This window comes from uncultured Cytophaga sp., assembly GCF_937863595.1.
GTDB lineage: Bacteria > Bacteroidota > Bacteroidia > Cytophagales > Cytophagaceae > Cytophaga.
Genome location: NZ_CALMGQ010000156.1, coordinates 16,782 through 32,130 on the forward strand (window position 1 = coordinate 16,782; position 15,349 = coordinate 32,130).

Below are 15,349 nucleotides of genomic sequence, written 5' to 3' on the forward strand. Positions count from 1 at the left end.
TAAGTATAAAATATCTAAAAAGATGAAAGAATAAAAATTAATCGATTTGATCGTCTTTTTTTGATTTAATTTTATTACGCTCTTTAATATATGTTAAAATTACTGGAATCCATGTAACGATAACAATACCAATTATAATGTATTCTAAGTAGTCTTTAGATTGAGGAAATATTTGCCCAAGTAAATATCCGCCATAAACCAGACTTACGACCCATAAAGTACCACCAATGATGTTGTATAAAAAGAATTTGCCGTACGGGTATTTAATTATACCTGAAAAGATGGGAGCAAAGGTCCGAATGATTGGTAGGAATCGCGCCATTATTAAAGCCACCGCACCATATCGAATAAAGAATGCTTCAGCCGCGAACATGTATTTCTTTTTAAAGAATATCGAATCATCTTTTGTGAAAAGCTTGCTTCCCGCTTTTTCTCCAAAGAAATACCCGAAGAAGCTTCCTAAATAAGCAGCCAAAGATATTGTAACTAATAGAGTAAGTATAGGGACATCAAATTTACCTGTAGAAGATAATAAACCAGTTGTAAATAATAACGTATCTCCAGGCAAAAAAAAGCCAAAGAAGACTCCATTTTCAGCGAAAATAATCAGGAGGATCAATGCGAGTCCTCCTGATGCGATAATAACTTCTGGGTTTGTAATTAAATGATAAAATTCAGCAATTGATCCCATTATAACTCTACTCCAATTTGCAAAAGAAGGTCAGGGAATAAGCCTATCAATATGACAAGTATTGACATAACAACTAAAACTACTTTAGCTATCCCAAGTTCAATTTTAACAGTGTTTGAATCTGAACTATTATACATGACAATAATGGTTTTGAAGTAATAGTAAACACTGATTATTGATCCAACAATAGCTATTAATACTAAATACACATTACCTGCCTTGATTACTTCATTGAATAGGTAAAATTTACCAAAGAAGCCTGCTGCTGGTGGAATACCTGCCAAAGAAAATAATGAAAGTGTAAATACAAAGGCCAATAGTGGATTTGATTTAGCTAAGCCAGCAAAGCTTACAATATCTGAATCACCTTTGGTTTTTTCAATTGCATTCACAATATAGAAGCAAACGAGATTTGCTATACCATAACCAACTAGATAAACAAATAAAGATGATTTAGAGCCAGCGGACAAATAGGGGAAAACCATAAGCATATAACCAGCTTGTGATACACCAGAGAATGCTAATAAACGTTTAACATTTGTTTGGAATGTTGCAGCAATATTCCCTGCAAGTATTGTAATTGCTGATAAACCTATAAATGTACCTCCTAAGTAACTTGGGACTACTGTAAATGTACTTGCGATTAAATGGTAGAATGCTCCAAATGCAGCCACTTTAACAAAGGTTGACATGAATGCAGTAATGAAAGTTGGGGAGCCAGTGTATACATCTGGAACCCAGAAATGGAACGGTACAGCTGAAATTTTAAATGCAAATGAAATACATAATAATGTAATTCCTATCATGAACATAGGCATTGTAGAAGCGGCTGCTTTAATAGTTGCCAAATCGAATGATCCTGTAGCTCCATAAATCAATGCAATTCCTAATAACATAATACCCGTAGCAAAAGAACCTAGGATGAAATATTTAATAGATGCCTCAACCGAACGAATGTCCTTTTTTCTACTCCCAGCTAAAATGTAAAGAGGGATAGAAAGTATTTCAACACCTAAGAATAATGTTGACATATTGGTGAATGAAACCAATAACAAACCTCCAACGGTAGAAAATAAGATCAAAGCATAATGATCTCCTTGATTAAATTCTTCCTTACTATACGATTCTCTTGACAGTAAAAACCAAAATAGAGTAATTGTTAGTAGTAACGAACCAAATGCGATAGAGAAATTGTCATGTAATAACATACCATAATGTGATTCTGGATGATTCCAGAAAGTACAGATGTTATATCCTATTATTCCTGCAAGTGAAATAAGAATAATAGGGTAGATAAACTTTTTCAGTCCGATAAAGTCAGACATCATGGATATAATACCAAGAATGGATATAAGAATTATTGCGTTCATATTGCTTTGAATGTTCTCTTAGTTTGCAACTGGGATTGAATGATTTACTGCGTGTAAAATTCCATTTATTGCGGGTTCTGTTACATCTAAAATAATATCAGGAAACAAACCAAATGCAAATATTGCAATCACAATGGGAATCAATATGCTTTTTTCTAGCAAACTTAAATCCATTACTACGTTGAATTCTGCCTTAGCCTCGCCCAACATAACTTTTTGATACGTACTAAGTAAATAAACAGCTCCTAAAATGATTGTTAATCCTCCAAGTGCAGCTAAATAAGGGTTATAATTAAATACGCCTATAAATAAAAGAAATTCACCTACAAACCCATTAGTTGATGGCAAGGCAATATTCGCCATTATTAAAATGAGAAAGTATACAGCTAATTGAGGCATTTGATTTCTCAAGCCACCCATTGAGTTTATTTGTAGTGTTCCTGTTCTGTTAAATAATATTTGTATTACAAATAGAATACCTATCACATTAACACCGTGCGCAAACATTTGCACCATAACGCCTTGTAATCCTTCAACAGAATTAGTAAATAACCCTGCACCAATTAAACCAACGTGGGCAATAGAAACATAAGCGATTAATGTTTTAAAATTAGATTGCTTAATTGCAATAATAGAAGCGTAAACAATACCAATGATTGACAATAAAAGAGCCAACCAACCCCATTCCATTAATGCGTTAGGAAGAACTGGTAAAATCCAACGTATTACTCCGTATACCCCCATTTTTAACATGATACCACTTAATAACATGGTTCCGGCCATTGGTGCACTTGTGTATGTTTCTGGTTGCCAAGTATGGAAAGGAAAGATGGGCATCTTAATGCCGAATGCTAAAAACAAACCTCCAAATATCCAAACTTGTTCTTGACTTGTAAGTTTTGTTAAGTAAATATTTTCTAGCGCAAATGATTTTTCAGGAGCAACAGAATATAAATAAATAATAGCCGCAAGCATAATCAAACTACCAAATAGTGTATAAATGAAAAATTTGAATGTTACAAATTTTCTGTTTTCATCTCCCCACATCAAACAAATAAAGTAGATCGGTATTAATGCTAATTCCCAGAATATATAGAATAAGAATAAATCTTTAGCAACAAACACTCCAATTAATGCAGATTGCATTACGAGTGCTAGTGCATAAAAAGAAGGTTTGTCTTTTACTGAACTTGTTAAAGTTGATAAAAGAATTAAAGGGAATAAAAAGCTTGTTAGTATAACCAAAATTAAACTAATTCCGTCCATACCTACATTATAGCTAATACCTAATGAAGGGATCCAGTCTTTTACTAAAACATAATTCCAACCAGCTAATACTTCAAAATTGAAGTATGCATATAAAGCTATCGCAAACTCCAATAGGGTAGATGCAATGGCAATAGTCGGAGCCAAACGTTGACCTGCAAAATATACAAGTATTGCTGCAACTAGAGGTAAGATTATTAAAATCGTTGTAATCATTGTCTAAGGATGTATTACAGAATAAAGTTAAGAAATAAGATTACTACAATACCGATTACCATGAATATAGTATACGTATTTACATCTCCAGATTGGACAAATCGAATTGTCTTGCCACTCCATTGGATGGATTTTCCAGAGAAATTAACGATGCGGTCTATGAAATTCTTTTCAATGATGTTATGGAAAATATCTGAAAAGAATGCAATTGGTTTCAATATAATTGTGTCATACAATTCATCTACATAAAACTTATTATAAGAAAGTTTATCCAATGCAGACAAGTCACTTTCAGATGACGCAGGTAGTGTTTTTTTGCTTACATATATAATGTATGTACTAAGTATTACTAATAAAACTAGGGTTAAAGCTGAGCCCATTAGTACAAATTCAGTTGAAGCAGAAATGCTGGATGCTTCAAGAAGTGGAACGTGCGCAGCTGCTAAGTAATGACTAAACCAATTACTTCCTTCGTGAACAAAAACGTGAGGGATTTCAATAAATCCAGCAAGTAGTGTTAATGCGGCTAAAATCATTAATGGAATTGTCATCAACAAAGGCGACTCATGTAAATGTTCTTTTTGATGTTGCGTACCTCTAAATTCTCCGAAGAATGTTAAGAACAACATTCTAAACATGTAAAACGTAGTTAGTAATGCGGCAAAAACTCCCAAACCCCATTTTAGTGGACTTGCTTCAAATGCTAATGCTAGAATAGCATCTTTAGAAAAGAAACCAGCAAGTGGCGGTATACCTGCAATTGCTAAGGTTGCGATAATAAATGTGATAGAGGTTATTGGTAATTTTTTCATTAAACCACCCATTTTTCGAATATCCTGCTCACCACCCATTGCGTGAATAACGCTACCTGCACCTAAGAATAACAATGCTTTAAAGAATGCATGTGTTGTTACATGAAATACACCTGCACTATAGCCACCTAAACCAATAGCCATAAACATAAAGCCTAATTGACTTACAGTTGAGTATGCCAATACTTTTTTAATATCTGTTTGTGTTAATCCAATCAATGCAGCTAATATTGCTGTACTTGTTCCTATTACAAAAATGATATCCAATGTCATTGGAGCCATGCTGTATAAGACATTAGAGCGTGCAATCATATATATACCTGCTGTTACCATTGTTGCAGCATGTATTAATGCTGAAACAGGAGTAGGGCCTGCCATTGCATCTGGCAACCATGTGTATAAAGGAATTTGAGCACTTTTACCCATAGCACCAACAAATAATAATAAGGTGATCGCTAACAGTACGCCTGAAATTTCATTCGGGTTAATTATTTTCGAAACCTGTTCAAAAACTGCAGTGTACTCTAATGTGCCGAATTGATGGTAGATTAGTAACATACCTAATAAGAAACCTAAATCACCGATACGGTTCATGATAAAAGCTTTCTTTGCAGCATCGTTATAGTTTTGATTTTTAAACCAAAATCCAATTAACAAATATGAACAAAGACCAACGCCTTCCCAGCCCATAAACATCACTGCAAAATTAGAGCCCATAACAAGCAATAACATGGAGAATATGAATAGGTTTAAGTAGGAAAAATATCGCGTTACACCTTCATCATCGTGCATGTAGCTAATTGAATACATATGTATCAAGAAGCCGACACCCGTAATGATAGACATAAACCAAATAGAAAGATTATCTATTTGAAACGATAACGACAAATTTAAATTCCCTGCTTGAATCCAATTGAACAATACGAATGGTTCTTTTGCAACCAAGGTACCTGAAACAGCAGGAATTAAAAGCGATAAAACAACTAAGAACGAACCCAGTAACATTGCACTAGCTATGTAGCCCGATGCAGATTTAGGGATATACTTATTAAATAAACTTAATATCAGAAAGCCAAGTAAGGGTAGTCCTGGTATTAGCCAAACAAATTCCATCATGATTCGATTGTATTTTTAATTACCACTTGAGATTCTTTAAACTATCAATTTTAATAGAGCCAATGTGTCTAAAGATCATAACTAAGATTGCTAAACCAATTGTGATTTCAGCAGCAGCTACAGCCATAATAAAGAACACAAATACTTGACCCGATTGGTCGTTGTGTAATGCTGAGAAGTAAACCATAAGTAAGTTTACAGAATTCAACATTAATTCAATAGACATGAATATTATTAATATATTTCTTCTGTAGAGTACGCCAAATGCACCCATTGAAAATAATATTAAACAGAGTATGATATAATGCATAAGTCTTATTTATTATCTTTTAAATCTTTTTTACCTAACATTACAGCTCCAATCATTGCAGAAAGAAACAGAACAGAAGTAATTTCAAAAGGAAGAACAAATTCGTTGAAAAGAATTTTCCCTAATTCTTGAGCGCTTCCAAAATTCGGATCTAATTTAGACAAATCTACACCACCTGTATCTTGTCCTTTTAATAGATATACAAGTGCAATTAATAATAATCCTCCCGATACAAATGCTGCAAGCTTACTTATAAATGGTTTCGACGCTTGTGTAACCGCTTCATTTAAATTTAACATCATAATTACAAATAAGAACAAAACCATGATGGCGCCTGCGTAGACAATAATGTTAACGACAGCTAAGAAGTCTGCTGATAGCAATAGCATATGTGCTGTTATGCAACAAAAGGTTATTACTAAGGATAGAATACTGTAAACAGGATTTTTTGAAATTATTACGAAAAATGCACTGCATAACGTAATACCTGATAAGATGTAAAATATTATATTCCCCATTGTTATTTTTTGTAAGGCTTGTATGTCTTAGGGTGCGCACTTGTACCAAGAGGCTGAACCAATTTGTCTTTTCCGTAAATGAAGTCTTTGCGATTAAACGCTGCAGGAACCAATTCTTCTGTTAAATAAACTGCGTCTTTAGGGCACGCTTCTTCGCACAAACCACAGAATATGCATCTCAACATATTGATTTCATATAAAGAAGCATATTTTTCTTCTTTATATAAATGCTCTTCACCTTTTTTACGCTCTGCTGCAACAATAGTAATTGCTTCTGCAGGACATGATACTGCACATAGGCCACAAGCTGTGCAGTTTTCTCTTCCTTGTTCGTCTCTTTTTAGTATATGTTTACCTCTATACACAAAAGAAAACTCACGTTGTTGTTCTGGATACTGAATCGTTGCTTTCTTTTTGAAAAGGTGAGACAGTGTGATTAACATGCCACTTACTATGGAAGGAATATAAATTCGCTCCATAAAAGTCATTTTTTTATCAACGACTACTTTTGATCTGTTTGTTAATTGCATGGCTCTTTTACTTAAATAATAATATACATGAACCAGTAATAATAATATTTATGATTGCCAATGGTATCATGATTTTCCAACCAAGATTCATTAATTGATCATAACGGAAACGCGGCAATGTCCATCTTACCCACATGAATAAGAATATAAACATGACAATCTTAAAGAAGAAGAAGACAGTACCTAGAATGGTAACTAGGTTGTGGTCTAAATTTAAGTATTCGATGTAAGGGATGTCGTATCCTCCAAAGAAGAATGCACTCATTACAGCAGAAGATATAAACATGTTTATATATTCTGAGAACAGATACAACCCTAATTTCATAGAAGAATACTCGGTGTGGTATCCACCAATTAACTCTGCTTCACATTCAGGCAAATCAAATGGTGTTCTGTTACATTCAGCAAAAGCGCAAATCATGAAGATAAAGAATCCCAATGGTTGATATACGATATTCCAATGCCCAGTTGTTTGTTGTTGTACAATCTCACCAACACTTAACGTCCCTGTCGTCATGATTAACGCAATGATGGATAATCCCATTGCAATTTCATAACTAATCATTTGAGAAGATGCACGAATAGCCCCCATTAAAGAGAACTTGTTATTTGAAGCCCATCCACCAATCATTACACCATATACACCTATAGAAACAACAGCAAATATGTATAACACACCGATGTTAATGTCTGTTACCTGTAATTTAACGATTGAATCAGCCATCTCTAATGTACCTCCCCAAGGGATAACAGCTCCTGTCATACATGCAGTTAGCATCGCTAATGACGGTCCAAGAATAAATAAGAACTTATTTGCAGAGCTTGGTATAATTTCTTCTTTCATAAAGAACTTAACTCCATCTGCTAATGGTTGTAATAATCCAAACGGGCCAGCTCTATTGGGCCCTATACGATCTTGTAGTACAGCTGAAACCTTACGTTCTGCATATGTACTATACATTGCTATAACTAACGATATTGTAAATACCGCAACAACAATGATTGTCTTTTCAAGTAAAAACTCAACGGGTATTTCCATATCCTAAATTCTTCGGTGCTTCAACTTTAATTCCTTTTTGATATTTATTCAATGATATCACAGAGTGACGTTCAATTGCTCTTGGGCCATCAATAACCCAATCTGTAATTTTTTTGTTTTCAAAACGACAATCGTTACAAATCCAATCTTCTACTTCGCCGTATTTATCTTTTCTACCTGTTACACGGAATACTTCGCTATCACTTAACCAAACGGTAGCTTTTCCAGCGCACTTTTTACAGTCTCTGTGTGCTTCCATTGGTTTTACAAACCATACACGAGATTTGAAGCGGAATGTTTTATCTGTCAATGCTCCCACAGGACAAACGTCAATTACGTTACCTGAGAAATCATTATCAATCACATTTTCTATGTAGGTTGATATTTCAGCTCTGTCTCCACGGAACATGATCCCATGAACACGTTTATCCGTAATTTGATCTGCAACATAAATACAACGATAACATAAAATGCAACGCGTCATGTGCAATTGAATTTTATCTCCAATATCTATACGATCAAATGTTCTACGTGCTTCTTCATATCGAGAACGTGCAGCACCATGCTCATAGGATAAATCTTGTAAATGACATTCACCTGCTTGATCACAAATTGGGCAATCGAGTGGGTGATTAATCAACAAGAATTCAACTACGCCTTTACGCGCTTCTAAGACTTTTGGTGATGTTAAGTTTTTAACTTCCATTCCGTCCATGATAGGAGTAGAGCAAGAAGCCACAAGCTTAGGCATCGGGCGCGGATCTTTTTCAGAACCTTTAGATACTTCAACCAAACATGTTCTGCATTTACCACCGCTTCCTTTTAATTTGGAATAGTAGCACATTGCAGGAGGAACTAATGAACCGCCTATTTGTCTAGCGGCATTCAATATTGTTGTTCCAGCTTCAACTTCAGTTGTTTCGCCGTCTATTGTTATTTTGAACAGTTGTGACATAATTTGAGCCTGAATTTAAACTGTTGCTGTTTTATAATTAGGAAGGTGAGCCTTACGACTACCTTTTACTTTGTCCGCATGTTTAACATGGTATTCAAATTCGTCACGGAAGTGTCGAATTGCTGCAGCTACTGGCCATGCTGCTGCATCACCAAGTGGACAAATTGTATTGCCTTCTATTTTTGAAGCGATCTCTACTAATAAATCAATATCGTGCATGTGTCCGTGACCGAACTCTAATCTGTGTAGTACTTTTTCCATCCACCCTGTTCCTTCACGGCATGGGCTGCATTGTCCACAAGATTCATGATGATAGAAACGTGCCAGTGTCCATGTATTATGAACAATACATGTTGTTTCATCCATGGCAATGAAGCCGCCAGAACCAAGCATTGTACCTGTTGCAAACCCACCTTCAGAAAGTGATTCGTAACTCATTAAACGCGGTTCGCCAGCTGCATTTTTTAAGAATAATTCTCCAGGTAAAATAGGCACAGAAGAACCTCCAGCAATAACCGCTTTCAATTCATGACCGGCTCTAATTCCACCACAATATTCATCTGAATTTAAAAATTCATCTACGGGTAAACCTAAATCGATTTCATATACACCTGGTCTATTGATATGACCACATGCTGATATTAATTTAGTTCCTGTACTTTTTCCTATACCAAGTTTTGCATATTCATCTCCACCCATATTTAGAATAGGGACTACCGTTGCTAATGTTTCAACATTATTCACTACAGTAGGACAGTTGTAAAGTCCAGAGATAGCAGGGAAGGGAGGTTTAATACGCGGATTGCCACGTTTACCTTCTAACGATTCTAGCAATGCTGTTTCTTCACCACAGATGTAGGCGCCAGCACCATTATTCACATAGATTTCAAGATCGAATCCTGAACCTAAAATATTCTTACCTAAGAATCCTGCATTCTTTGCTTCAGCAATTGCTTTTTCAAGAATACCAACGATCCATTTGTATTCTCCACGAATGTATATGTAGGTACTGTTTGATCCTAAAGAGTAACTTGATACAATTAAACCTTCAATTAAAATATGAGGATTCTTTTCCATCAAATAACGATCCTTGAATGTTCCAGGTTCGCTTTCATCTGCATTGCAAACAAGATATCGTGGGTTGTTTGATTTTCTGTCTAAGAAACTCCATTTCATTCCCGTAGGGAAACCTGCACCACCACGACCGCGAAGACCAGACTTCTTAACTTCCTCCATAACTTCGTCTGGAGACATTGTTTTCAAAGCCTTTTCAACTGCACGATAGCCGCCTTTTGAACGGTATACGTCGTATGTTTCAATGCCGGGAACATGAATATGTTCAAGTAGTAATTTTGTCGCCATTAGATTGCGTATTTTTTAAATGGATCAAAATCGGGCTGACCAAATACTTCGATTATTTTATCAATCTTTTCTTTCGTCAAATTTTCATAATAATACGTGCCAATTTGTGCCATTGGTGCACTACCACATGAACCCATGCATTCAACTGCTTTAATGGTGTATTTACCATCTGCGGTTGTTTGATTCACTTTTATGCCTAATTTACTTTCAGTATATTCAATTAATTCTTCAATACCATTTAAGCAACATGGACCTGTTTGACAAAATTCAAACATACATTTGCCCACTGGCTTTAGGTTGTACATGGAGTAGAAGGATGCTACTTCATAAACTTCAATAGGAGCAATATTTAATAATGTTGCTACATAATCCATTAGAGGAGCAGGCAACCATCCACCTAATTCATCTTGCGCCATATGCAAAATAGGTAGTAAAGCCGATTTCTGCTTGCCTTCCGGATAACGAGCTTTCATCTCCTGAATTTTTTTCAGACTGGATTCTGAAAACTGGAATTGCTGTTGTGTTTGTTCCATCCGTTTATATAATTAAGCGTCCATTTCACCTGCAATCAGGTTCAGACTACTCATTGTAACTACTGCATCAGAAATAAATTGACCTTTAACTAATTCTGGGAATGCTTGATAATAAATGAAACAAGGTCTACGGAAATGTAATCTATATGGAGTTCTTCCGCCATCACTAACAAGGTAGAAACCTAATTCTCCATTACCACCTTCAATAGAATGGTACACTTCGCCTTTAGGGATTTCTGTTTCACCCATTACAATTTTAAAGTGATAAATCAATGCTTCCATTTGAGAAAACACGTCTTCTTTTGGAGGAAGATAGAAGTCTGGCACTTCTGCATGATAAACACCTTTTGGTAAAGCTTTGATTTTTTCCATCGCTTGACGGATAATACTTAAGCTTTCCCACATTTCTTTATTACGAACCATAAAACGGTCGTATGTATCACCATTTATTCCAATAGGAATAGAGAAATCAAAGTCTTGATATGAACTGTAAGGAGACGTTACACGAACATCATAATCAACACCTGCTGCTCTTAAGTTAGGGCCCGTAAAGCCATAGTTTAATGCACGTTCAGCTGTAATAGCACCTGTGCCAATTGTTCTGTCCATGAAAATTCTATTTCTATTAAATAGGTTTTCAAATTCAGTTAATACAGCAGGATAGTCATCTAAAAACTTATCAATTTTGCGTATCGCTATGTCATTGAAATCTCTTTCAAAGCCACCAATTCTGCCCATGTTTGTTGTTAATCTAGCTCCACAAATTTCTTCGTAGATTTCATAAATTTGCTCACGTGATTGCATGATGTATAAGAAGCCAGTAAAAGCTCCTGCATCTACACCGAGAATCGAATTACAAATTAAGTGATCGGAGATGCGTGCTAATTCCATCACAACTACGCGCATATACTCTACACGCTTGGGTAATTCAATACCTACCAATTTTTCAACTGTCATATGCCATCCCATATTGTTCAACGGGGATGAACAATAGTTCATACGATCGGTTAGTGTTGTGATTTGATAATAGGCTCTACGTTCTGCTATCTTTTCAAATGCTCTATGTATATAACCAACAGTTGGCACCGCATTCATGATGCGTTCACCATCCATTGTTAAAATATTCTGAAATACACCGTGTGTTGCTGGATGCGTAGGACCTAAATTTAACGTAGTAAAATGGTCTGTGTCGGTGTGGTCGAGTTCGTGCTTATTTCCGCTTGTAGTGATCATGTATCTATAAGATTATCTACCAAAGAAAGAGTCATCTTTATCATGTCTTGTTGGATCTTCCAACGCATATTCTTTTCTCATTGGGAAGTATCCCAAATCATCCACATTTAAAATGCGAATTAAGTTCGGATGTCCTGTGAAAATGATTCCATAGAAATCGTATGTTTCTCTTTCCATCCAATTGGCAGATTGAAATAAACTCGTAGCAGAATCTATTACTGGGTCGGCTTTTGGAAAGAATGCTTTAATTCGAATTCGAACATTTTCAGGTAAGTTGTGTAAGTGATATACAACGCCTAATAAATCTTCCCCTTTGTTGTAATGTATGCCTGTAAGATCCGTTAAAAAAGTAAAGCCTAAAGATGCTTCATTGTATAGAAAATTCAACACATCCATATTGATTAATTTTTCTACAGTTATGGTTAGCATACCATATGATTCCTCAACGCTTTCAATTTTGTCACCAAAACGAGTTTGTAAGGATTCTGTTATAAATTGATTTGTTAATGTAGCCATAAACGCGTTCGAATTATTCTCCAATCTTGTAGTTAGCAAGTAATGCTTTGTATTCAGGCGAGTCACGTCTGCGAACAGATTCTGTCGCAGCTAAGTCTTGAACACGCATTAATCCTTGTATGATTTGTTCTGGTCTTGGAGGGCATCCTGGAACATATACATCAACAGGAATGATTCTGTCAATGCCTTGTAATACACTATATGTATCAAATATACCACCACTAGAAGCGCATGCTCCAACAGCAACAACCCATTTAGGTTCGGCCATTTGTTCGTATACGTGTCTTAATACAGGACCCATTTTTTTAGCAATGGTACCCATTACTAAAAGCACGTCTGCTTGTCTAGGAGAGAAGCTTGGGCGTTCAGCACCAAAACGAGCTATGTCGTAAGTAGAAGCCATTGTTGCCATGAATTCTATTCCACAACATGAAGTTGCAAAAGGTAGTGGCCATAATGAGTTCTTTCTTGCTAACCCTACTATTGCATCGATCGATGATGCAAAGAAACCTGGGCCTTCAAAGCCATCAGGTTGTTCTTCCATTTTAATATCACTCATATGAATGCTACGTGTTAAGGCTATTTTTTCTTAGATTATATAACAAAATATATCCTAAGATTATTCCCAATCTAATGCTTTTTTCTTAATAATATAGATGAACCCAATTAAGAACGATGTCATAAATAATAACATTTTCATGAATCCGTCCCATTTGTTTGCTGCTTCTGCAAAGTGATTAAAATTCACCGCCCATGGGTAAAAGAAAATTACTTCAACATCAAACAACACAAATAAGGTTGCAACCAAAAAATATTTAATAGAGAATTGAACACGCGCATTTCCAACCGGAGTTAATCCAGATTCAAATGGGTCTAATTTGTGTTTGGTTTTTACTTTTGGACCTAAGATCCAACTTGATAAGATTGTGATAGTTACAAATCCTAGTGCAACTAATAATTGTAGGATTATCGGAATGTATTCGTAAAATGTATCGCTCATAATAAGTTTGCCTTATCTTTCCTCCTGTTAATAGTTCAAAAATATGCAAAATCAGTTAAATAAAAAGGTTTTTGGCTTATTTATAATGTTTCTAAACGCTCTATTTTTCAACACCTAATTTAAAATCATTATGCATATTATTACATATAGGTGTTTAGACGTATAATTTCTGAAAATATATGTATTCTATTATTCCATTAAAGTGTATATTTGCGCTCTAACATACTGAATAGAATGAAAACAAACCATTCTGTTTTACTAAAAAATGATATTCGCATATATATTTATTACCCTTTTTCTTGTTGCTCTTAACGGGTTCTTTGTTGCAGCTGAATTTGCAATTGTAAAAGTTCGGTCTTCCCAATTAGAAATTAAAGCATCATTAGGTAGTTCCCGAGCGCAGGTTTCTTTAGTTATATTAAAACAACTAGATGCATACCTCTCTGCTACTCAATTTGGTATAACTTTGGCTAGTTTGGGTTTAGGTTGGGCAGGTGAACGTGTAGTTATGCCATTAGTAATGGATTTTTTAACATTTTTCAATATTACTATTTCAGAGTTATACATCCATGAAATATCTTTTGGTATTTCCTTTACACTTATTACAATTATGCATATTGTTTTTGGAGAGTTAGCTCCCAAATCAATTGCAATTCAACGTGCAGAAAGTGTTACGTTGGCTATTGCTTATCCCTTACGTGTTTTCTATATCATTTTTAGCCCATTTATATATGTCTTAAATGGCTTCGCAACGCTTATTTTAAAAATGTCTGGATTTTCTAATGTTGGTGAAAAGGAATTGTATTCTGCTGCTGAACTTGAACTGTTGATTGATCAAGGAAAACTCAGTGGTGCATTGAATCCAAATGAGCATCAATTAATTAAAAATGTTTTTGGGTTTATTGATGTTACTGTTCGACAAATAATGACACCTAGAACAAATATTAATGCAATAGATATTGATTTGCCTTTGGAATATATATTAAATAAGGTTGTTCAAGAAGGGTATTCTAGATTACCCGTTTATAAAGATACGATTGATAATATTATTGGTGTTTTATACACGAAAGATTTATTAAAGATCATGAATAAGGGAGGGGATATTAATTTAGAAGCTGCTATGCGGGCGCCTTATTTCGTACCTGAAACTAAAAAAATCAATGAACTATTAAAAACACTACAAGCAAAACACATTCACATGGCTATCATTGTGGATGAATTTGGTGGTGTTTCTGGTATTGCAACCATAGAAGATGTAATTGAAGAATTAGTTGGTGAAATTCAAGATGAGCACGACGATGAAGCACCCGTTGTTGAACAAGTTTCAAATAATGAGTTTATTGTTAACGCACAAGCAAATATTCAAGATGTAAACGAGCATTTACCCATCGCTTTGCCTGAAGGTGTAGAATACGATACAGTAGCAGGATTGATTATTAAAGTGTTCTCTAGAATACCAGATATTAGCGAAAAAATGACTTTTGAAGGGTATCAAGTTACTATATTGAAAAAGACTAAACAGTCTATTTTACTTGTTCGTTTGTATAAATTAGATCAAACGGAGTAGGTTATCTTATAAATATGCTATATAAATACTTTATGAGATAGTTTTTAACTATCTCATTTTTATTTAGTTGAAAATTATTGCATTATTTTACTAAAAAATAGTACTGTTATTTTAGTTATAATTAAACTTCTTTTTATTATATTCGTTAAGTAAAAAGAGTTTGGGATTCTAAATAACAAATAAATGGTAAAGAGTTTAGCAACAATCGGAATACTATTTTGTGTATTTTTAACATCTAGTTCATTTATTTCAGAAGTTCCAACAGTTAATAAAAAAGGCACATTTACCTATTTTATTAATGGTAAACCATTCGTT

Annotated in this window: 16 protein-coding genes; 1 reads left to right on the top strand and 15 read right to left on the bottom strand. The window is 34.8% G+C overall.

From position 1 onward, the window contains the following. Positions 1–37: 37 nt before the first annotated feature. Genes Q0543_RS13625 through ndhC form a run of 15 tightly spaced genes read right to left on the bottom strand, consistent with a single transcriptional unit; the run spans position 38 to position 13,467 of the window. The gene (locus Q0543_RS13625) at positions 38–691 is read right to left on the bottom strand and encodes a VTT domain-containing protein (protein ID WP_299254140.1); all 654 of its coding nucleotides are present in this window, start codon (positions 689–691) and stop codon (positions 38–40) included. Then, positions 691–2,061 (bottom strand): NADH-quinone oxidoreductase subunit N, encoded by a 1,371-nt coding sequence (locus Q0543_RS13630; protein WP_299254142.1) that lies wholly within the window; start codon positions 2,059–2,061, stop codon positions 691–693. Before Q0543_RS13630 ends, Q0543_RS13625 begins: the two co-directional genes overlap by 1 nt. An 18-nt stretch (positions 2,062–2,079) precedes the next feature. Further along, positions 2,080–3,543, bottom strand: a complete 1,464-nt coding sequence (locus Q0543_RS13635; RefSeq protein WP_299254144.1) for an NADH-quinone oxidoreductase subunit M — start codon at positions 3,541–3,543, stop codon at positions 2,080–2,082. Between the two features lie 14 nt (positions 3,544–3,557). Continuing rightward, positions 3,558–5,471 (bottom strand): NADH-quinone oxidoreductase subunit L, encoded by a 1,914-nt coding sequence (gene nuoL, locus Q0543_RS13640; protein WP_299254146.1) that lies wholly within the window; start codon positions 5,469–5,471, stop codon positions 3,558–3,560. A 19-nt stretch (positions 5,472–5,490) separates the two neighbouring features. Continuing rightward, positions 5,491–5,781, bottom strand: coding sequence for an NADH-quinone oxidoreductase subunit NuoK (nuoK, locus tag Q0543_RS13645; protein WP_299254148.1), 291 nt, complete (start codon positions 5,779–5,781; stop codon positions 5,491–5,493). A 5-nt stretch (positions 5,782–5,786) separates the two neighbouring features. Beyond that, positions 5,787–6,299, bottom strand: coding sequence for an NADH-quinone oxidoreductase subunit J (locus Q0543_RS13650; protein ID WP_299254150.1), 513 nt, complete (start codon positions 6,297–6,299; stop codon positions 5,787–5,789). Positions 6,300–6,301: 2 nt separating this feature from the next. After that, entirely contained in the window at positions 6,302–6,829 is a 528-nt protein-coding gene (locus Q0543_RS13655) for an NADH-quinone oxidoreductase subunit I (protein ID WP_299254152.1), read from the bottom strand. 7 nt (positions 6,830–6,836) lie between these two features. Then, a complete protein-coding gene (gene nuoH, locus Q0543_RS13660) occupies positions 6,837–7,868 on the bottom strand; it encodes an NADH-quinone oxidoreductase subunit NuoH (protein ID WP_299254154.1) in 1,032 nt (343 codons plus the stop codon). Next, positions 7,852–8,823 (bottom strand): 2Fe-2S iron-sulfur cluster-binding protein, encoded by a 972-nt coding sequence (locus Q0543_RS13665; RefSeq protein ID WP_299254156.1) that lies wholly within the window; start codon positions 8,821–8,823, stop codon positions 7,852–7,854. The genes nuoH and Q0543_RS13665 overlap by 17 nt, the downstream gene beginning before the upstream one ends. A gap of 15 nt (positions 8,824–8,838) precedes the next feature. Then, a complete protein-coding gene (gene nuoF / locus Q0543_RS13670) occupies positions 8,839–10,185 on the bottom strand; it encodes an NADH-quinone oxidoreductase subunit NuoF (protein ID WP_299254159.1) in 1,347 nt (448 codons plus the stop codon). Then, positions 10,185–10,718 (bottom strand): NAD(P)H-dependent oxidoreductase subunit E, encoded by a 534-nt coding sequence (locus Q0543_RS13675; protein ID WP_299254162.1) that lies wholly within the window; start codon positions 10,716–10,718, stop codon positions 10,185–10,187. The genes nuoF and Q0543_RS13675 overlap by 1 nt, the downstream gene beginning before the upstream one ends. A gap of 12 nt (positions 10,719–10,730) precedes the next feature. Next, complete coding sequence (locus Q0543_RS13680) at positions 10,731–11,951, bottom strand: NADH-quinone oxidoreductase subunit D (protein WP_299254165.1); 1,221 nt, start codon at positions 11,949–11,951, stop codon at positions 10,731–10,733. Between the two features lie 12 nt (positions 11,952–11,963). Beyond that, positions 11,964–12,467 carry an NADH-quinone oxidoreductase subunit C gene (locus Q0543_RS13685; protein WP_299254168.1) on the bottom strand — a complete coding sequence of 168 codons (504 nt, stop codon included), beginning with the start codon at positions 12,465–12,467 and terminating at the stop codon, positions 11,964–11,966. A gap of 13 nt (positions 12,468–12,480) precedes the next feature. Next, positions 12,481–13,026 carry an NADH-quinone oxidoreductase subunit B gene (locus tag Q0543_RS13690; protein WP_299254171.1) on the bottom strand — a complete coding sequence of 182 codons (546 nt, stop codon included), beginning with the start codon at positions 13,024–13,026 and terminating at the stop codon, positions 12,481–12,483. Positions 13,027–13,086: 60 nt separating this feature from the next. Next, positions 13,087–13,467 (bottom strand): NADH-quinone oxidoreductase subunit A, encoded by a 381-nt coding sequence (gene ndhC, locus Q0543_RS13695; RefSeq protein ID WP_299254173.1) that lies wholly within the window; start codon positions 13,465–13,467, stop codon positions 13,087–13,089. A 265-nt stretch (positions 13,468–13,732) separates the two neighbouring features. Between ndhC and Q0543_RS13700 the strand changes: the two genes are divergently transcribed. Beyond that, complete coding sequence (locus Q0543_RS13700) at positions 13,733–15,034, top strand: hemolysin family protein (protein WP_299254176.1); 1,302 nt, start codon at positions 13,733–13,735, stop codon at positions 15,032–15,034. Positions 15,035–15,349: the final 315 nt, after the last annotated feature.